Genomic DNA, 19125 nt, shown 5'->3' with positions numbered 1-19125 from the left:
TTCAGAATGAAAAGGCCCGCTCACGTAGCGGGCCTTTTTTTGCCCGATGGCGCGACGCGTACCGGGCCTACAAAATCGCGATCGTAGGTCGGCTAAGGCGAAGCCGCCACCCGACAAAGTTATTACTTCTTCTGAATTTCCAGCAACTGCTCTGGCGTTACCGCCGGGTAACCCTGTGCATTCTCCGGCACTTCGTGCATCGTTGGGATCGGCACCAGCGGGCCTAAAAAGCGCGGTTCACGTTTGAACAGGTACAGGTCAGCCAGCGCACCAAAACGGGCGCCAAACTCACGTACGCGCACGCTCAGCATATCCTTTGGCGATGGCACCGCATAACACTGCGCCTGAATGCCCATATGCAGGGCGATAAACAGCGCCCGCTCGCAGTGGAAACGCTGGGTAATGATGATGAAATCATTGGTGTCGAACACCTTGCGGGTACGCACGATGGAATCAAGCGTGCGGAATCCGGCGTAGTCGAGCACGATATCGGCCGGGTCGACGCCTGCGGCAATCAGATCTTTGCGCATCGTCACCGGCTCGTTATAGCTTTGCAGCGCGTTATCGCCGCTCAGCAGCAGATAGTTCACCTTGCCGCTGTTATAGGCGTTCAGCGCGCCCTGAATACGATACCGGTAATACTGATTTATGACGCCAGTGCGGTAATACTTGGCGGTGCCAAGCACCACACCAACCTGACGGTAGGGGAGATCCTGTAGGTCATCAAAAATGTAGGGGGCTGTTTTCCAGCTCATCCAGCGGTCGAGGCCCAGCACGATCAACAGCAGTATGCCGACCAGGACAGACAGGCTGTAAAACACGCGCTTTAACATGCAGATGGCTCTTACCGATGATGAAATTTCCCTCAGGCTACTGTACCCGCCTGGTTAGCGCAAGAAACAGCGATTCAACTGAGGGGTTTTTCGTCAGACTGGCGGGCAACTCTGCCCGCCGAACAGATTATGCCAGCAGCACGCGGTCTATGGTTGAACAGCCCAGCGCTTTCAGCGTGGCTGCGGTCGCGTCCCACTGGATCAGCGGCGCATCGGCCTTTTCAGCCAGGATTGCGCGCTGAATATCCGGGTAGTCATACCCGTTCAGGCTAAGCAGGTTCAGGGCACCCTGGAGCGGAGGCAGCGTCGGGTTAAATGCGGCGTTCTCTGCATAGCTGCCGGTGAAGATGCGGCCGTCGCGGCACTGAAGGGCGACGCCGCTTGGAGATTTGCTGTAGGGCGTGTGGCTTTTATTGGCGGCGGCAATGGCCGCTTCGCTCAGCTCATCTCCCGAGAGCGCATAACCGTGGTCCTGCTCGTCCATCAGCAGGGTTTTGATCTCAAGATCTTTCGGGCCGAAAGCATCCGGCAGGTAATCACCCAGCGTATGCGGTGCGCGTCCCGGCAGGTTGATACGCAGTTCAAGACCGCTGTTCAGCTCATTCATAAACTGGCGGCAGTGGCCGCAAGGGGTATAGTTGACGGTGATGGCGCGCAGGGCTTTTTCGCCGCGCAGCCAGGCGTGACTGATGGCGCTCTGCTCCGCGTGGACGGTTTGCTGCATGGTCGCACCAAGAAACTCCATGTTTCCGCCGAAGTACCAGGTTCCGCTCACGCCGCGCGCAATTGCGCCTACGTTGAAATGGGAAAGGTCAGCGCGGGCGCAGGCAGCCGCCAGGGGCAGCAGGGCGAAAGCCAGCGCGTCTTCGTCCAGCCCCGTTGCCTGTTTAAGGGTCGTGACCTGATCTGCCGTCAGCAGGGCGGGGAAATGCGCATCCGCCAGAACCGGAGCCAGGGCTGATTGCAAATTCTCTGCAAGCTGAGAGAAAGCAGCTTGAAAACGTGGATGCATGACGTTGCCTCATCAAGGTTAATGGATCGGTAGTGTACGGAGCCGTACGGCCTTTATATGTGATCCAAATCTCATTATGTGTGCAACTTATGAAATGAAAATGAAATTTGCGCGACGCATCGCAAATTTTAGCCCATGACTGCCAGAATAATCGGGAAGATAAACGGCGCGACCAGGGAAGTGATAATCCCGCAGATCACCAGCGCCAGCGAGCTGAATGCCCCTTCCTGATAATCCAGTTCCGCGCAGCGTGCGGTGCCCAGCGCGTGCGAGGCGGTACCCATCGCCAGACCGCGTGCCGCTTTGGTCCGAATTTTCATGATATTCAGCAGCGTATGACCAAACACCGCGCCCAGGATACCGACGAAAATCACGCACACGGCGCTGATGGCCGGAATGCCCCCGATGCTGCCGCCCACGGCCATGGCAATCGGCGTGGTGACGGATTTAGGCAGGATAGAGGCGGCGATCTGCGGCGACGCGCCCATCAATAAGGCCACCGAGGTACCGGTGATCATCGCAACAAGGCTACCCACAAAGCAGATGGTAATGATGGATTTCCAGCGCGCGCGGATCTGATGCAGTTGCTCATATAAAGGAAACGCCAGCGCCACCACGGCAGGCTGCAACAAATCGTTGAGGATCTTGCTCCCGGCGAAGTAACGCTCATAAGGAATGCCGGTGAGCAGCAGAAAAGGAATAATCACCACCATGGCGACCAGCAGCGGATTGAGCAACGGCATTTTGAAACGCACCGCAAGCTTACGCGCAGCAAAGAACACCACCAGGGTTAACGGCAGGGACCACCAGATATTCGCCATCATTTTTTTGTTTTCTCCCCGACGACCTTGCGTTCGCCATGCACAATGTGTGAACTCCAGCTGACGACCAGGAATACCACCAGCGTACTGATGGCGCAGGAGACCACAATCGGGCCGAACTGCGCTTTAAGCACATCGTAATACTGCATCACCCCAACGCCGATAGGCACAAAAAGCAGGGCCATATAGCGAATGAGAACGAAGCACCCCGGATTAACCCATTTCGCGGGCAGCACCTGTAATGCCAGTAGCACAAACAGGATCAGCATGCCGATAATGCTGCCGGGTATCGTAATCGGCAGCAGCGAAGCGATAAAAATGCCGGCGTACAGGCAGGCATAAATGAGGACGAAGGCGCGAAGGTATTGCCAGATAGTATTCAGTGATTTGCTCATGGTCAAAGTCCTTGCTGAGACGTATTCATCATACAATTAAACCTGAAAATGTGCCACGGATCACATCATGAATTTTGGGCATACCAGACATTCCGCAATGGAACGCCGGGCTTTCAACATACATAGAGAGCAGCTACTATAGCGCGTCTTTTTTCACAGGTACTCAGAATGCGTGTTTTACTGGCCCCGATGGAAGGTGTGCTCGACTCTCTCGTGCGCGAGCTGCTTACCGAGGTGAACGATTACGATCTCTGCGTGACGGAGTTTCTGCGCGTGGTCGATATGTTGCTGCCAGAAAAATCATTTTATCGTCTCTGCCCGGAACTGCATCGTCAGAGCCGCACTCCGTCCGGTACGCTGGTGCGCGTCCAGCTGCTCGGCCAGTATCCTGAGTGGCTGGCTGAAAACGCCGCCCGCGCGGTAGCGCTTGGTTCGTACGGCGTCGATCTTAACTGCGGCTGTCCGTCAAAGCTGGTCAACGGCAGCGGCGGGGGGGCGACGCTACTTAAAGATCCGGAGCTGATTTATCGCGGCGCAAAGGCCATGCGTGAGGCGGTTCCATCGCATCTGCCGGTGACGGTCAAAGTGCGTCTGGGATGGGACAGCGACGACAAGCAGTTTGAAATTGCTGACGCGGTGCAGCAGGCGGGCGCCACCGAGCTGGTGGTGCACGGGCGAACCAAAGAGGATGGTTATAAAGCCGAGCGCATTAACTGGCAGGCGATTGGCGAGATCCGCAAACGGCTTACGATCCCGGTGATTGCCAACGGCGAAATCTGGGATTACGAGAGCGCGCAGGCCTGCCTCAAAGAGACCGGCTGTAATGCCGTGATGATTGGCCGCGGTGCGCTGAACGTGCCGAACCTCAGCCGGGTGGTGAAATATAATGAGCCGCGGATGCCGTGGGCGGATGTGGTGAAACTACTGCAAAAATACACGCGGCTGGAAAAGCAGGGCGATACCGGCTTGTATCACGTCGCGCGCATTAAGCAGTGGCTGAGTTATTTGCGTAAAGAGTACGACGACGCGCTGGGATTATTTCAGGAGATCCGTACGCTACAGACGTCTGCGGATATTGCCCGGGTGATCCAGTCAAAATCCTGAGCGAAGTGTGAAGTGTTTGCCCGGCGTGGAGCCGGGCAACAGAATCAGAAAATCATCTTGAATACGCCGGTTACCACCAGCAGCCCTATCAGAAATATAATCAAAATAACCCACAATAATATTTTCATTCGCCTCTCCTGCGTATGTCTGTCGAAGTAAGTGTAGCAGTCAATTCATAATTAGCATGAATACATGAAATTAAATCATTGTCTTGGGGAATAAATTTCCGGATATGAAAATGTATAACAATATGCGGATTGCCACGCGTTACTAAAAAACGGAACGTTAGTAAGCGTAAGTTGCGCCTTTATTTTTTTGAGTTCATGGCGTAATGAAACGTTCTCTTACTTTATCTCTGAGTGCTCCTCTTGTTTTTATGCTGGCCGCCTGCGCGCCGGAACATGCCACGGTGTCTCCAGTAAAAACGCAAGCCGCCGCCGCAGCTGTAAATACCCAACTGCGTCATGCCGACTGGCCAAAAAGCGAATGGTGGAAAGACTTTAACGACCCCCAGCTCAACGCGCTGATCGACAAAGCGCTGGCGGATGCGCCGGATATGCAAATTGCCCGTCAGCGTATTACCCTGGCGGAAGCACAGGCGAAAGCCGCTGTCGCTGCTGAGGGTCCACAGCTGGATTTTTCCGCAGATGTTGAACGGCAAAAAATGTCGGCAGAGGGGCTGATGGGTCCATTTGCGCTGACCGATCCGGCGGCGGGGACAACCGGCCCCTGGTACACCAACGGCACCTTTGGTCTGACGGCGGGTTGGGATTTGGATTTATGGGGTAAAAACCGCGCCCAAATTGAGGCCCGCATCGGTCAGGTGAATGCGCAAAAAGCGGAGCTGGAGCAGACCCGCCAGCTGCTCGCCAGCAGCGTCGCGCGGCTGTACTGGGACTGGCAGACCGAGGCCGCGGTGGGTGACGTACTCGCGCAAATCAAACGGGAGCAGGAAAATATCATCGGTGCCGATCGCGAGCTTTATCAGCACGGCATTACCTCCTCGGTGGAAGGCGTTGAAACGGATATCAATGCCAGCAAAACCGATGAACAGCTCGCTGACGTGCACGGCAAAATGAAGGTCATTGAGGCGCGTCTGAATGCGTTGACCCATACCCCTTCAGTCACGCTCGCCCGGCATGCCTTACCTGATGCAGAGGCGTCGTTGCCATCAACGCTCGGTTATGAACTGCTGGCTCGGCGCCCGGATTTGCAGGAGGCGCACTGGTATATCGAAGCATCCATGAGCGAAGTGGATGCCGCCAGAGCCGCGTTCTACCCTGACATCAATTTGATGGCATTCTTGCAGCAGGATGCATTGCACCTGAGCGACCTGTTCCGCTCATCTGCGCAGCAAATGGGCGTAACCGCCGGGCTGACGCTGCCAATTTTTGACAGCGGTCGGTTGAATGCGAACCTGGATATCGCCCAGGCGCAAAACAACCTCTCCGTGGCGAACTACAACAAGGCCGTGGTGGATGCCGTAAACCAGGTCGCCCGGACGGCCAGCGAAGTGGAAACGCTGACCGCCAAAAATCAGCACCAGCAGCAGATCGAAAAAGATGCGGCGCGCGTCGTTGCGCTGGCAGAGGCGCGTTTCAGCGCCGGGATCATTGCCGGCTCCCGGGTGAGTGAAGCAAAAATTCCGTCGCTCAAAGAGCGTATTACCGGGTTGATGCTGAAAGGTCAGTACGTGGATGCCACGCTCCAGCTCACCTCCGCGCTCGGTGGCGGATATCATCACGGCTAACATTGCGCATTATCTATACTTACCTCTTTGCAGATTATCAGGAGGTGAGTATGACGCGAGTCGCAATTGTTACCGCATCGGATTCAGGAATTGGCAAAACGACGGCCCTGATGCTGGCCGAACGCGGGTTTGATGTCGGAGTAACCTGGCATTCAGATGAGAAAGGGGCGCTGGCAACCTGCCGTGAAATTGAAGCGCGCGGGCAGCGTGCCGAGGCCATTCATCTCGACTTAAGCAATTTGCCGGAAGGCGCAAAGGCCATTGAAACCCTGATTACGCGTTTCGGGCGGCTGGATGTGCTGGTTAACAATGCCGGGGCGATGAATAAAGCGCCATTTCTGGACCTGTCGTTTGACGACTGGCGGCACATATTCACCGTTGACGTGGACGGCGCGTTTCTCTGCTCGCAAATCGCGGCGCGTCAGATGGTGAAGCAGGGGGAAGGGGGGCGGATCGTGAATATCACCTCGGTGCATGAACATACGCCATTGCCGGACGCCAGCGCCTATACGGCGGCCAAACATGCGCTGGGCGGGTTAACAAAGTCGATGGCGCTGGAGCTGGTTAAACATAAGATTCTGGTGAACGCCGTTGCGCCCGGAGCGATCGCCACGCCGATGAATGATATGGACGACAGCGAAGTGAAAGAAGGCGCAATGCCGGAAATCCCGCTGGCACGGCCAGGGCATACCAAAGAAATTGCCAGCCTGGTGGCGTGGCTGTGTGACAGCGACGCCAGCTACACCACCGGGCAGTCGTTTATCGTCGACGGCGGTTTTATGCTGGCGAATCCGCAGTTTAAGCCTGCGGAATAAGCATTCCCCTCACCCCCAAGGGGAGAGGGTGTATAGCGTTTGGGGAGAGGGGGAGGGTGAGGGGCAGCAGGCCGAACTCACTCTTCATCCCGCCGCTTTTCGCGATGCTTGAGCCACAGCCGTACCACAATCACCACTGCAACAACCAGGATCAACCAGGCCCAGTGTTTAAGATGCTGATCGAGATTATGCAGCCACGGACCTATTACTTCGCCACCCACGTAGCCAAGCGTGGTGAAAATCAGCGCCCAGGCAATCGCCCCGAGAATGTTCAGCGGCAGGAAGATTTTCGGCGGTAAGCGGCTCGCGCCAATCAGTATTGGCCCGATGATGCGAAAGCCGTACATAAAGCGGGTACCAATCACAAACAGCCAGGGACGTCGCTGGATAAGCCGCTGAGCACGGCGAATTTTCTTTTGATGCTTAGCAAAACGTTGCAAAAGCGTTGGGCCAAAGCGCAGCCCCAGAAAGTAGAGCAGCTGATCGCCAATCATACCGCCCAACGCGACGGCGGCGACCACCAGCGAGAATTTCAGCAATCCCTGATGTGCGGCCACCCCGCCCAGCAGCGTGATGGTTTCGCCTTCCGCGACGCTGCCGATCACCAGCGCGGCGTATCCATATTGTTCAATAAGACCGTTGATATCCATTACGTAAACGTCATCTCCCTTACAGTGCCTGCGTTAATCATATACCCCATCCATCAACCGCGCGGCAATCAACGGAAATTTCCCACTGTACATAAAATAATCTAAAGCCTGCATTATACTTAAGCTATCGCTGACGGGCCGACAACAAGGGGGCGTTATGAACCATGTCTGGGGACTTTTCTCCCATCCCGATCGTGAAATGCAGGTGATCCGTAACGAGAACGAAACGGTCGCGCATCACTATACCCACCATGTCCTGCTGATGGCAGCGGTGCCGGTGGTCTGCGCGTTTATTGGTACTACGCAGATAGGCTGGAACTTTGGTGACGGCACCGTGGTTCAGCTTTCCTGGTTTACCGGACTGTACCTGGCCATTCTGTTTTATGGCCTGATGCTGGCCGGGGTGGCGGTGATGGGGCGGGTCATCCACTGGATGGCGCGCAACTATCCGCAGCGCCCGTCGCTGGCACACTGTATGGTCTTCGCCGGATACGTCGCGACCCCGCTGTTTTTAAGCGGTATTGTCGCGCTCTATCCACTGGTCTGGCTGTGCGCGCTGATCGGTACGGTTGCCCTCTTTTACACCGGTTATCTGCTGTATGTAGGGGTGCCAACCTTCCTCAATATCAATAAAGAAGAGGGCCTGAGCTTCTCCAGCTCTACGCTTGCCATCGGCGTACTGGTCCTTGAGGCGCTACTGGCCCTGACAGTTATTCTTTGGGGTTATGGATACCGTCTCTTTTAAGTTCCCTGCATTGCTGGCGTAAATGCCAGCAATGCAGCATCTGGTTATGATTCTCCGCTGGCGACAACGCACGGTGACCGCTATGATGCCGAAGCCAGCCTGTGTTTATCCGTTGACACAGGCGGTGTACGTCATAACGTGCGTGAATCATTATCAGAAGTCTCATCATGCTGAAATTTCGAGTGTCACTCCTTAGTCTTGCGCTGCTGCTGGGCGTCTCCGCTACCGCGCCAGCCATCGCCAAAACGACCGCAGTCGCCACCACTGCTGCGCAACCCCAGATTGCGTCCGGCAGCGCGATGATCGTTGACCTGAATACCAACAAGGTGATCTACGCCAGTCATCCGGATCTGGTGCGCCCGATCGCTTCCATAACCAAAGTCATGACCGCGATGGTGGTGCTTGATGCACGACTGCCGCTGGACGAAAAGCTGAAGGTGGATATCAGCCACACGCCAGAGATGAAAGGGATCTACTCTCGCGTGCGTCTGAACAGTGAAATCAGCCGTAAAAATATGCTGCTGCTGGCGCTGATGTCCTCTGAGAACCGCGCGGCGGCAAGCCTTGCCCACCATTATCCTGGTGGTTACGACGCGTTTATCCGCGCGATGAACGCCAAAGCCAAAGCGCTGGGGATGAAAAATACCCATTTCGTAGAGCCAACCGGTCTGTCGATTCATAACGTCTCGACGGCGCGTGATTTAACCAAGCTGCTGATCGCCAGTAAGCAATACCCGCTGATCGGTCAGCTCAGTACCACGCGTGAGGAGATGGCGACATTCTCGAACCCGGCGTATACGCTGCCGTTCCGCAACACTAACCATCTGGTGTATCGCGATAACTGGAATATTCAGTTAACCAAGACCGGATTCACTAATGCGGCAGGGCACTGCCTGGTGATGCGCACCGTGTTTAACGGTAAGCCAGTGGCGCTGGTGGTGATGGATGCCTTCGGCAAATATACCCACTTTGCGGACGCCAGCCGCCTGCGCACCTGGATTGAAACCGGGAAAGTGCAGCCGGTGCCGGCTTCAGCGCTGGCGTATAAAAAGCAGAAAGCGGAACAGATGGCGACGGCGCAGAACGACTGAGCCGCCTGTCTGTGCCGGGTGGCGGCTTCGCCTTACCCGGCCTACGGCCCAAAAGCGGCCCCGATACGTAGGCCAAGCGAAGCGCCACCGGGCGAAAGCGCCTACTCCGGCAGCGTCCAGTCACCATCGTTGAGTGGACGCTGCATGATCAACGTATCCCGCCAGTCGCCCTTCTTATACCCCACGCTGCGCAGTTGACCGACAACCTCGAAGCCATGTTTTTTATGCAGCCGTAACGATCCCGCATTATTGTTTCCGTCACCAACCACGGCAATCATCTGCCGCCAGGGTCCTTGTTCACAACGGGCGATCAGTGCCTGGAGTAAGGCCGAGCCAAACCCGCGCCCGGTAGTGCTGGCATCCACATAGATGGATTCCTCAAGGGTGTACCGGTAGGCCTGGCGTGGACGATAAAACGTGGCGTAGCAGTAGCCGACAACAATGCCGCGATACAGCGCAACCAGCCACGGTAAACCGCTGTCGGTCACGCTCTTTATCCGCTGACGCATCTCATCGACGGTGGGAGGAACTTCCTCGAAGGACGCACGGCCATGAAGCACATGCCAGGCGTATATCGCCGAGATGGCATGCGCATCGTCAGGAAGGGCGTCGCGCACCTCGATTTCAGTTTCGGGGAAAATTTCTACAGCCGACATGTTCTGCCCGCTCCTTGTTTGGAAAGCCAGAGAAACGTTTCTCTGGCAACAGGCAGATACTCTAGTACGTTTGAGGAGGGCTTAACAATCTCTTAAATTTGGCTATAAGAGTTCATCAGAGGCTTGCGTATTGTGTTCCTCTGTTTCGGCACTCTCTTTCCAGTATTTCTTCCGCGTTGTCTTACCAATGCCCGGGTTCATACTGTTTGTAGGGTCATTTTTGCGATAAAAATGTTTAAGCGTCTCCGGCGCTTTGTACAGGTGTCCTACGTTGTGCTCGGCAGGATATTGCGCGCCACGCTCGTGCAGCAGCGCCAGCATCTGTTCTTTCAGCGCGTGTGCATCAACCCCTTTTTTGACGATGTAATCCTGATGGAAGACATAGCACATAAAGTGGCCGTAATAGAGCTTATGCACCAGCTTGCTGTCGATCTCCGGCGGCAGATGTTCAAACCACTCGGTATCGTTGCGACGCAGGGCGATATCCAGTGCCAGAATATCCTCCACCTCTTCGGAATGCACCGCCTGATAACGGATGGCAGCACCCGCCGCGGCGAAGCGGTGCAGGAAGGCTTTGCTGCCTTCTTCCGGCGTACAGGCAAAGAAATCCCCGTCGGCGGTTTTGAAGAATTCGGTGAGCCAGCTCTGCGCTTCGGCAATTCCGTCCCCGGCCATTTTCAGCAGCAGATGGTGCTCATACTTGTCGCGCCAGGTCTTCATCCGCTCCGGTAAATGCGCCGGGAAGACGTTACCCAGCTTCTGCATAAAGCGGTCGGTGAAGTGCGGTTTGAACAACGATACTTTCTCCAGCATCGCGTCGGTGCGGCCCTTCATAGTGAAGAAGAACGGCATTTTGTCGGTGCCGAGCTTGTCGATCATCAGGAAGGTATCTTTGCCGTAGCGCTCTGCGATGTCGTAAATGTCCCGGTGCATATACTCGCCTGCCACCGGCAGGTGAGTGAACTCGGCCAGAATATGACGACGGATCTCCGTCAGCACCTCCGGCTGATTGGTGCCGATGTAAAACACCTGCTGCTTTTTCTCTGCCGGGAAGGTATCGAGGCGCACCGCAAAAACGGCCAGCTTGCCCGCGCAGCCGGAGGATTCAAACAGGCGATCCGGATCGGCGTTATAGCGCGCCGGCGTATCGGCATTGATATCGCGCACGCGGGTGATGTAATCGTGGTCATGCGCGTGACGGCCATCGTGCTGAACGTCTTCGTCCTTCACGCGGTCATCGTCAAGTTTGCTGAGGATCTGTTCAGGCGTTACGCCCAGATCGATCCCCAGATGGTTAACCAGCGTCAGCTTGCCGTTTTCATCGATACGGGCGAACAGCGACATTTCCGTGTAAGCCGGGCCGCGCTGCACCAGCGAGCCGCCGGAGTTATTGCAGATCCCGCCGATCACCGAGGCGCCAATGCACGATGAGCCGATCACCGAGTGCGGTTCGCGTCCCAGCGGCTTAAGCGCTTTTTCCAGCGAGTAAAGCGTGGTGCCGGGGAAGGCGAGCACCTGTTCGCCCTTGTCCAGCAGGTGCAGTTTGTCGAGGCGCAGGGTGCTGATAATCACGATGTCACGATCGTAATCGTTGCCGTTCGGCGTGGAGCCTTCGGTCAGGCCGGTATTCGCAGCCTGCATTAAAATAATCTTGTCTGCCGCAACGCAGGCGCTGAGCACGCGCCACAGTTCGAGCAACGTACCGGGAAAGACTACCGCCAGCGCGTCGCCCTGGCCGGAGCGAAAGCCCTTCCGATAGCGGGCGGTTTTGGCCGGGTCGGTAAGCAGGTGAGAGTGACCAACCAGGCGAGACAGTTCGTTAATAAATGTAGTGTTATCGTCAGTTCGAACAGAAGACATCTTCCACTCCTTGTGGTGGGGCAAATTTCTCGCTGTAAAGCATAGCGCGATTAGCCGTTGAGCGGTCGGGTATTCATGAGAAAAATCAGAGAATAACCCTGCAAGGTTTTCAGGCTTTATGGCACACTGCGCTTTTCGCACGGTCTGACCGGGTGCTTCCCGCGGTTATTGATGAGAGAGAATAACAACATGAAATGGCTATGTTCTGTAGGTGTCGCCGTCAGCCTGGCGCTGCAACCTGCGCTGGCAGAGGATTTGTTTGGTAATCACCCGCTCACGCCCGAAGCCCGCGACGCCTTTGTCACGGATTTACTCAAAAAGATGACGGTCGATGAGAAAATCGGCCAGCTGCGCCTGATCAGCGTCGGTCCGGATAACCCGAAAGAAGCCATTCGCGAGATGATCAAAGACGGGCAGGTAGGGGCCATTTTTAACACCGTTACCCGCCAGGATATCCGCAAGATGCAGGATCAGGTGATGGAGCTGAGCCGCCTGAAAATTCCACTGTTCTTCGCTTATGACGTGGTGCACGGCCAGCGTACCGTCTTCCCGATTAGCCTCGGCTTAGCCTCCTCTTTTAATCTTGATGCGGTGAAAACCGTCGGGCGCGTTTCGGCATATGAAGCCGCAGACGACGGCCTGAATATGACCTGGGCGCCGATGGTTGACGTCTCCCGCGATCCGCGCTGGGGCCGCGCTTCGGAGGGCTTCGGTGAAGACACGTATTTAACCGCCACGATGGGCAAAACCATGGTGGAAGCGATGCAGGGCAAAAGCCCGGCAGATCGTTACTCGGTCATGACCAGCGTCAAGCACTTCGCCGCCTATGGCGCGGTGGAGGGCGGTAAAGAGTACAACACCGTCGACATGAGCCCACAGCGCCTGTTCAACGACTACATGCCGCCATACAAGGCAGGGCTGGACGCGGGCAGCGGGGCGGTGATGGTAGCGCTGAACTCTCTCAACGGCACGCCTGCCACCTCCGATTCGTGGCTGCTGAAAGACGTGTTGCGCGACCAGTGGGGCTTTAAGGGCATTACCGTCTCTGACCACGGCGCGATTAAAGAGCTGATTAAACACGGCACGGCGTCCGATCCGGAAGACGCGGTACGCGTGGCGCTCAAGTCCGGCATCAACATGAGCATGAGCGACGAGTATTACAGCAAATACCTGCCGGGGCTGGTGAAGAGCGGCAAAGTGACGATGGCAGAGCTGGACGACGCCGCTCGCCACGTGCTGAACGTGAAATATGACATGGGGCTGTTTAACGATCCTTACAGCCATCTGGGGCCGAAGGATTCAGACCCGGCGGACACTAACGCCGAAAGCCGTCTGCACCGTAAAGAAGCCCGAGAAGTAGCGCGCGAAAGCCTGGTGCTGCTGAAAAACCGTCTCGACACGCTGCCGCTGAAAAAATCCGGCACCATTGCCGTGGTCGGTCCGCTGGCCGACAGCAAGCGCGACGTCATGGGCAGCTGGTCCGCCGCAGGCGTGGCGGATCAGTCCGTTACCGTGCTGACCGGCATTAAGAGCGCCGTGGGTGATAATGCAAAAGTGGTTTACGCCAAAGGCGCGAACGTCACCAACGATAAAGACATCGTGACCTTCCTCAACCAGTACGAGGAAGCGGTGAAGGTGGATCCGCGCACGCCGAAAGAGATGATCGACGAAGCGGTGAACGCCGCGAAGCAGTCCGACGTGGTGGTCGCGGTGGTGGGTGAAGCGCAGGGGATGGCGCACGAAGCCTCCAGCCGTACCGACATCACTATCCCGCAGAGCCAGCGCGATCTGATCGCGGCCCTGAAAGCCACCGGCAAGCCGCTGGTGCTGGTGCTGATGAACGGGCGTCCGCTGGCGCTGGTGAAAGAAGACCAGCAGGCTGACGCCATTCTGGAAACCTGGTTCGCCGGTACCGAAGGCGGTAACGCCATTGCCGACGTGCTGTTTGGCGATTACAACCCGTCCGGCAAGCTGCCGATGTCCTTCCCGCGCTCCGTCGGGCAGATCCCGGTTTACTACAGCCACCTGAACACCGGTCGTCCGTATAACGCCGACAAGCCGAACAAGTACACGTCTCGTTATTTCGATGAGGCGAACGGCCCGCTGTATCCGTTTGGCTATGGCCTGAGCTACACCACCTTTAAGGTCTCTGACGTGAAAATGTCAGCGCCGTCCCTGAAGCATGACGGCAAAGTGACCGCCAGCGTGGAGGTGACCAACAGCGGCAAACGCGAAGGCGCGACGGTGATCCAGATGTACATTCAGGATGTCACGGCCTCCATGAGCCGTCCGGTGAAACAGCTGCGCGGCTTCGAGAAGGTCAACCTGAAACCGGGCGAAACCAGAACGGTCAGCTTCCCGATTGACGTGAATGCGCTGAAGTTCTGGAATCAGCAGATGAAATACGATGCCGAGCCTGGCAAATTCAGCGTCTTCATTGGCGTGGATTCCGCCCGCGTGAACAAAGCCGAATTCGAGCTGCAATAATCTTACCTTCCTCCCCATCCCCCGCCTGGCGGGGGATGCCTCTCATCTTGTACGAAAAACGGTTAAATTCGCTGTTTTAAGCTACGCTTTTGTCTCAAGCCTATGAAAAAGGCCACAAAATAATGAGGAAAGCAGAATGACGATTATTAAGGGGATAACAGGATCGGCGGTGCTTCTGGCGGCGCTAAGCCTGCCGCTACAGGCCGCAGAGCCGGTTAAGGTGGGTTCCAAAATTGATACCGAGGGCGCGTTGCTCGGCAATATCATTTTGCAGGTACTCGAAAGCCACGGCGTGAAAACGGTCAATAAAGTACAGCTTGGCACCACGCCTGTCGTGCGCGGTGCCATCACGTCCGGCGAGCTGGATATCTACCCGGAATACACCGGCAACGGGGCCTTCTTCTTTAAGGATGAAAACGATCCGGCATGGAAAAATGCCAAAGCCGGGTACGAAAAAGTCAAAAAGCTGGACGCGGAAAAAAATAAGCTGGTCTGGCTGACCCCGGCACCGGCCAACAACACCTGGACCATCGCGGTGCGCAAAGATATCGCCGAGAAAGGCAAGCTCACCTCGCTTGACGATCTCAGCCGCTACCTGAAAGAGAAGGGCGAGTTTAAGCTCGCGGCCTCGGCAGAGTTTATCGAGCGCGCTGATGCCCTGCCAGCGTTTGAAAAAGCCTATGATTTCAAGCTCGATCAGTCCCAGTTGCTCTCGCTGGCGGGCGGCGACACGGCGGTGACCATTAACGCGGCGGCGCAGCAAACCTCCGGCGTCAACGCGGCGATGGCCTACGGCACCGACGGCCCGGTCGCGGCGCTTGGTCTGCAAACCCTGACCGACCCGAAAGGCGTTCAGCCCATTTACGCCCCAACCCCGGTCGTGCGCGAGGCGGTGCTGAAAGCCTACCCGGATATTGCGGAATGGCTCAAACCGGTGTTTGAAAAACTGGATGCGAAAACGCTGCAACAGCTGAATGCCAGCATTGCCGTTGAGGGGCTGGATGCCAAAAAGGTGGCTGCCGACTTCCTGAAACAACAAGGGCTTGTGAAGTAACGGGACAAGGCTGTGCCAATAAAATGTCATAACCGCGTCCTGCTGCTGTTGGCCTGTGTGGCCATTGCGGCGGTCGCGTTACCCTTTGTAAATGTCGCGCCAAACCGTCTGGTGTCGGGCGAACCGCGCGCGCTCTGGCAGATCTGGTCATTTACGCCGCTACTGCTGGGCGCGGCGCTGGCGAGTACTGTAGCCTTAGCCTTCTGGCCAGGGCGATCCGCCCTTTGGCTGACGCTTCTGCTCAGCGAAGCACTGTTTATCGTGCTGTTCTGGAGCGCGGGACAGGCGGCAACGCAGATGGCCTCCGTTGAAAGCCCGCTGGCGCGCACGTCGATTGGCAGCGGGCTGTGGCTGTGGCTGGCACTTTGTCTGCTGGTCTGTAGCGATGCCATTCGCCGTCTCACGCCGCTACCCGTCTGGCGCTGGCTGCTGAACGCGCAATTCTGGGTCATCCCTCTGCTGATCCTCTTCAGCGGCGATCTGAATCAACTCTCGCTGTTAAAAGAGTACGCCAACCGCCAGGAGGTGTTTGACAACGCGCTGGCGCAACATCTGACGATCCTGTTCGGGACGCTGATCCCGGCGCTGCTGCTGGGCGTGCCGCTGGGCATCGGGTGCTACCGGCATCCCAGCCGCCAGGGCGCCGTCTTTACCGTGCTCAACGTTATTCAGACCATCCCCTCCGTTGCCCTGTTTGGCCTGCTGATTGCCCCCCTGGCCGGTCTGGTGAAATCCTTCCCTGCGTTGGCCGCGGCAGGCATTGCCGGAACCGGGCTGACGCCTGCCCTTATCGCCCTTGTGCTGTATGCGCTGCTGCCGCTGGTGCGCGGCGTGGTGGCGGGGTTAAGCCAGGTTCCGCCTGACGTGCTGGAAAGCGCCCATGCGATGGGGATGAGTGCGCGCCAGTGTTTCTGGAAAATACAGCTGCCGCTTGCGCTTCCGCTGCTGGTTCGCAGCCTGCGGGTGGTGACGGTGCAAACCGTGGGGATGGCGGTGATTGCCGCGCTGATCGGGGCGGGCGGCTTTGGGGCACTGGTGTTCCAGGGGCTGCTGAGCAGCGCGCTGGATCTGGTGCTGCTGGGCGTTGTGCCCACGATTGCGCTGGCGGTCGTACTGGATGCATTGTTTGCCCTGTGGCTCGCGCTGCTCAGGAGAAGAGCCAATGATTGAATTTCATGATGTGAGTAAAACCTTTGCGGGCCGTCCGGCGGCAAGCCACCTCAATCTGCATTTTGCCGAGGGGGCGTTCTCGGTATTGATCGGGACTTCGGGGTCGGGAAAATCGACGACGCTGAAGATGATCAACCGGCTGGTGGAACATGACAGCGGGACGATTCGCTTTGCCGGAGAGGAGATCCGCAGCCTGCCGGTGCTGGAACTGCGGCGGCGTATGGGCTACGCCATTCAGTCCATCGGCCTGTTTCCCCACTGGACGGTGGCCCAGAACATTGCCACCGTGCTACAGCTGGAAAAATGGTCCCGGGGGAAGATCAATGAGCGTGTCGACGAGCTGATGGCGCTGCTGGGCCTGGACGCGTCGCTTCGCGACCGCTATCCGCACCAGCTTTCCGGCGGACAGCAGCAGCGGGTCGGGGTGGCGCGCGCGCTGGCCGCTAACCCGCAGGTGCTGCTGATGGATGAGCCCTTCGGCGCGCTGGATCCGGTCACCCGCGGCGCACTTCAGGCGGAGATGAGTCGCATCCACCGTATTCTAGGGCGCACCATCGTGCTGGTGACGCATGATATCGACGAAGCGCTGCGGCTGGCCGATCGTCTGATACTGATGGATCACGGCGAAGTCGTCCAGCAGGGTACGCCGCTTGAGCTGTTAACCTCGCCGGCGAATGATTTTGTGCGTGAATTTTTTGGCCGCAGCGAGCTGGGCGTCAGGCTGCTCTCGCTACGCACCGTCAGGGACTATCTGCGTCCGCAGGATGCGCAAATCGGTGGTGAACCGCTGCACGATGGGATGAGCCTGCGCGATGCCCTGTCGGCGTTTGTCGCCCGGCAGTGCGAGGTGTTACCCGTTGCGGACGGGCAGGGGACGCCATGTGGGACGATCCATTTTCGCGATCTGCTGGCGGGGGAGGTGACGCGTGAAGTGGGTCCGTGATCCGTTACTCTGGCTGACAGGGCTGTTTATCGCCTTACTCTACCTGATGCCGCACAGCGCGGCGCTGTTTAATGCGCTTATCCCCGGGCTGCCGCGCCCGGTATACCAGCAGGAGAGCTTTGTTAATCTCACCCTGGCGCACTTCTGGCTGGTGGCGGTGTCAAGCGTGATTGCCATCGTGCTGGGCACAGGCGCCGGGATTGCGGTGACGAGACCCGCGGGCAGGGAGTTTCGTCCGCTGGTGGAGACCATCGCCGCAACGGGGCAGACCTTCCCGCCGGTGGCCGTGCTGGCGATTGCCGTGCCGGCGATTGGTTTTGGGCAGGAGCCTGCCATCATTGCGCTGATTTTGTACGGCGTGTTGCCCATTCTGCAAGGGACGCTGGCGGGGATTGCGGCGGTGCCTGCATCGGTGCTGAGCGTAGCGGAAGGGATGGGGATGAGCGCCTGGCAGCGGCTGGTGAAGGTCGAACTGCCGCTGGCCGCACCGGTGATTATCGCTGGCGTGCGAACGTCCGTGATTATCAACATTGGTACGGCAACCATCGCCTCGACGGTCGGAGCCAATACGCTGGGAACGCCGATCATTATCGGGTTAAGCGGGTTTAATACGGCTTACATTATTCAGGGGGCGGTTCTGGTTGCGCTGGCGGCGATTGTGGTGGATCGCCTGTTTGAACGCCTGGCCGGATACCTCAGCCAACACCGCCGCGAACAATAAATGAATAACCTGCAAGCATAACGCCACCGATACCGCTGATGGCCATCAGTGCAAAGAGGGTAATTACGGCCAGTTTCGTTGCCTTCATCATGTGCTCCTGTTGTTAACGGAACAATTATACGGTGAAGCGCAGCTGTTAATGAACCATTAAATGCCGTTACGACGCATTTGGCCCCAGCGAGTAAACGGGATAACCATGTTCGCGCCATTCCGTCAGGAGCTGCTGCTGGGAAGCGGAGGGGACTTCGCCGCACCAGACCAGCAGCGTCTGTCCCTCAAACAGTTCCGGCCTGAGCTGGGCCAGGGAGTGGGCAAGCACGTCAACGCGCCAGCCCTGCTGGGTGGCAATCCAGGCTTCGAGCCACAGCCGGGTGGTATCGTGTACGTTCCAGCCGATCACCAGCGCATCTTTGCTGTTTTTATTCCGCGCTGAGGCAAGACAGACGGAAATATAGTTAATCAGCACGCCATCAAGCATGCTGAGCAGTGCCTGTAAGGTGGTTTGCTGACACTGAAGCCGACGCCGTAGGGGAATAAAAAGATGGGTGATCAAGGTTTGCGCCGGGTAGTCTCGACCCTGTTCTTTGATCCAGCCGCGCAAACGCTGCAAATTGCCACTCTGCAACAGCCTCAGCAGCGTTTCCTGCTGCTCGCGCCAGAGAAGTTGCGTATCTGGATCGTCCTGGCTCAGAAGCGATTTTACCTTGCCGACCTGTACGCCATTGTCGATCCAGCTTTTGATCTCGCGGATCCGGTCAATATCCGCATCGTTAAACAGGCGGTGCCCGCCGTCCGTTCTTTGCGGCTTAAGCAATCCATACCGTCGCTGCCACGCCCGTAGCGTAACGGGATTGATATCACACAGGAGTGCCACTTCACCTATTGTGTAAAGCGCCATTTTCGCCCCCAGGCTTGCGCGTCCCCAGCTTAACTGTAGACCCACTTTGCGGAACCAGGAAGATTTGATTCTTTTTTGTACAAATTATACGAAAGACAGGTTATCTCCGGCAAAAGGTGT

Annotated in this window: 19 protein-coding genes; 10 read left to right on the top strand and 9 right to left on the bottom strand. The window is 57.2% G+C overall.

Annotated elements, in window-relative coordinates; translation table 11 throughout:
* Nucleotides 1–122 precede the first annotated feature (122 nt).
* The 4 genes from sanA to L463_RS04175 form a co-directional block, all read right to left on the bottom strand.
* Nucleotides 123–833, bottom strand: a complete 711-nt coding sequence (sanA, locus tag L463_RS04160) for an outer membrane permeability protein SanA (RefSeq protein WP_017383381.1) — start codon at nucleotides 831–833, stop codon at nucleotides 123–125.
* A gap of 127 nt (nucleotides 834–960) precedes the next feature.
* Nucleotides 961–1845: a cytidine deaminase gene (cdd, locus tag L463_RS04165; RefSeq protein ID WP_032103253.1), complete on the bottom strand. Its 885-nt coding sequence runs from the start codon at nucleotides 1843–1845 to the stop codon at nucleotides 961–963.
* A gap of 128 nt (nucleotides 1846–1973) precedes the next feature.
* Nucleotides 1974–2669: a CidB/LrgB family autolysis modulator gene (locus L463_RS04170; protein ID WP_015572322.1), complete on the bottom strand. Its 696-nt coding sequence runs from the start codon at nucleotides 2667–2669 to the stop codon at nucleotides 1974–1976.
* The gene (locus L463_RS04175; RefSeq protein ID WP_003859308.1) at nucleotides 2666–3061 is read right to left on the bottom strand and encodes a CidA/LrgA family protein; all 396 of its coding nucleotides are present in this window, start codon (nucleotides 3059–3061) and stop codon (nucleotides 2666–2668) included. Before L463_RS04175 ends, L463_RS04170 begins: the two co-directional genes overlap by 4 nt.
* A gap of 168 nt (nucleotides 3062–3229) precedes the next feature.
* Between L463_RS04175 and dusC the strand changes: the two genes are divergently transcribed.
* The 3 genes from dusC (at nucleotide 3230) to L463_RS04190 (ending at nucleotide 6730) form a co-directional block, all read left to right on the top strand.
* A complete protein-coding gene (dusC, locus tag L463_RS04180) occupies nucleotides 3230–4165 on the top strand; it encodes a tRNA dihydrouridine(16) synthase DusC (RefSeq protein WP_015572323.1) in 936 nt (311 codons plus the stop codon).
* Nucleotides 4166–4496: 331 nt separating this feature from the next.
* Entirely contained in the window at nucleotides 4497–5915 is a 1419-nt protein-coding gene (gene mdtQ / locus L463_RS04185) for a multidrug resistance outer membrane protein MdtQ (RefSeq protein ID WP_032103255.1), read from the top strand.
* 50 nt (nucleotides 5916–5965) lie between these two features.
* Nucleotides 5966–6730, top strand: a complete 765-nt coding sequence (locus L463_RS04190; protein ID WP_023295053.1) for an SDR family oxidoreductase — start codon at nucleotides 5966–5968, stop codon at nucleotides 6728–6730.
* Nucleotides 6731–6807: 77 nt separating this feature from the next.
* Here the strand turns inward: L463_RS04190 and L463_RS04195 are convergent, their stop codons facing one another.
* The gene (locus tag L463_RS04195; RefSeq protein WP_015572327.1) at nucleotides 6808–7380 is read right to left on the bottom strand and encodes a DedA family protein; all 573 of its coding nucleotides are present in this window, start codon (nucleotides 7378–7380) and stop codon (nucleotides 6808–6810) included.
* A 157-nt stretch (nucleotides 7381–7537) separates the two neighbouring features.
* Here L463_RS04195 and L463_RS04200 point away from each other — a divergent pair, with 157 nt between their 5' ends.
* Both L463_RS04200 and pbpG read left to right on the top strand, forming a co-directional pair.
* Nucleotides 7538–8125, top strand: a complete 588-nt coding sequence (locus L463_RS04200; RefSeq protein WP_003859296.1) for a Yip1 family protein — start codon at nucleotides 7538–7540, stop codon at nucleotides 8123–8125.
* 167 nt (nucleotides 8126–8292) lie between these two features.
* Nucleotides 8293–9216, top strand: coding sequence for a D-alanyl-D-alanine endopeptidase (gene pbpG, locus L463_RS04205; RefSeq protein ID WP_023304111.1), 924 nt, complete (start codon nucleotides 8293–8295; stop codon nucleotides 9214–9216).
* Nucleotides 9217–9317: 101 nt separating this feature from the next.
* Here the strand turns inward: pbpG and L463_RS04210 are convergent, their stop codons facing one another.
* Nucleotides 9318–9872 (bottom strand): GNAT family N-acetyltransferase, encoded by a 555-nt coding sequence (locus L463_RS04210; protein WP_032103258.1) that lies wholly within the window; start codon nucleotides 9870–9872, stop codon nucleotides 9318–9320.
* Nucleotides 9873–9974: 102 nt separating this feature from the next.
* Nucleotides 9975–11732, bottom strand: coding sequence for a D-lactate dehydrogenase (dld, locus tag L463_RS04215; RefSeq protein ID WP_032103259.1), 1758 nt, complete (start codon nucleotides 11730–11732; stop codon nucleotides 9975–9977).
* A 189-nt stretch (nucleotides 11733–11921) separates the two neighbouring features.
* Between dld and bglX the strand changes: the two genes are divergently transcribed.
* From bglX to L463_RS04240, 5 genes are all read left to right on the top strand, one after another.
* Nucleotides 11922–14219, top strand: coding sequence for a beta-glucosidase BglX (bglX, locus tag L463_RS04220; protein WP_032103260.1), 2298 nt, complete (start codon nucleotides 11922–11924; stop codon nucleotides 14217–14219).
* 136 nt (nucleotides 14220–14355) lie between these two features.
* Nucleotides 14356–15273, top strand: coding sequence for a glycine betaine ABC transporter substrate-binding protein OsmF (locus tag L463_RS04225; RefSeq protein ID WP_032103261.1), 918 nt, complete (start codon nucleotides 14356–14358; stop codon nucleotides 15271–15273).
* A 12-nt stretch (nucleotides 15274–15285) separates the two neighbouring features.
* Entirely contained in the window at nucleotides 15286–16443 is a 1158-nt protein-coding gene (locus L463_RS04230; RefSeq protein ID WP_032103263.1) for an ABC transporter permease, read from the top strand.
* A complete protein-coding gene (locus L463_RS04235) occupies nucleotides 16436–17386 on the top strand; it encodes an ABC transporter ATP-binding protein (protein ID WP_015572334.1) in 951 nt (316 codons plus the stop codon). Before L463_RS04230 ends, L463_RS04235 begins: the two co-directional genes overlap by 8 nt.
* Nucleotides 17370–18107, top strand: coding sequence for an ABC transporter permease (locus L463_RS04240; RefSeq protein ID WP_017383373.1), 738 nt, complete (start codon nucleotides 17370–17372; stop codon nucleotides 18105–18107). Before L463_RS04235 ends, L463_RS04240 begins: the two co-directional genes overlap by 17 nt.
* Here L463_RS04240 and L463_RS23770 read toward each other — a convergent pair.
* Nucleotides 18082–18195 (bottom strand): protein YohO, encoded by a 114-nt coding sequence (locus tag L463_RS23770; protein WP_017383372.1) that lies wholly within the window; start codon nucleotides 18193–18195, stop codon nucleotides 18082–18084. The genes L463_RS04240 and L463_RS23770 overlap by 26 nt on opposite strands.
* A 69-nt stretch (nucleotides 18196–18264) precedes the next feature.
* Nucleotides 18265–19005: an HTH-type transcriptional regulator MlrA gene (gene mlrA, locus L463_RS04245; RefSeq protein ID WP_017693055.1), complete on the bottom strand. Its 741-nt coding sequence runs from the start codon at nucleotides 19003–19005 to the stop codon at nucleotides 18265–18267.
* Between the last annotated feature and the right edge of the window lie 120 nt (nucleotides 19006–19125).

It is taken from the genome of Enterobacter sp. BIDMC 27 (genome assembly GCF_000534415.1).
GTDB classification, from domain to species: domain Bacteria; phylum Pseudomonadota; class Gammaproteobacteria; order Enterobacterales; family Enterobacteriaceae; genus Enterobacter; species Enterobacter hormaechei_C.
Note: the sequence above shows the minus strand (reverse complement) of the source record. Positions and strands in the feature narration are given on the sequence as shown.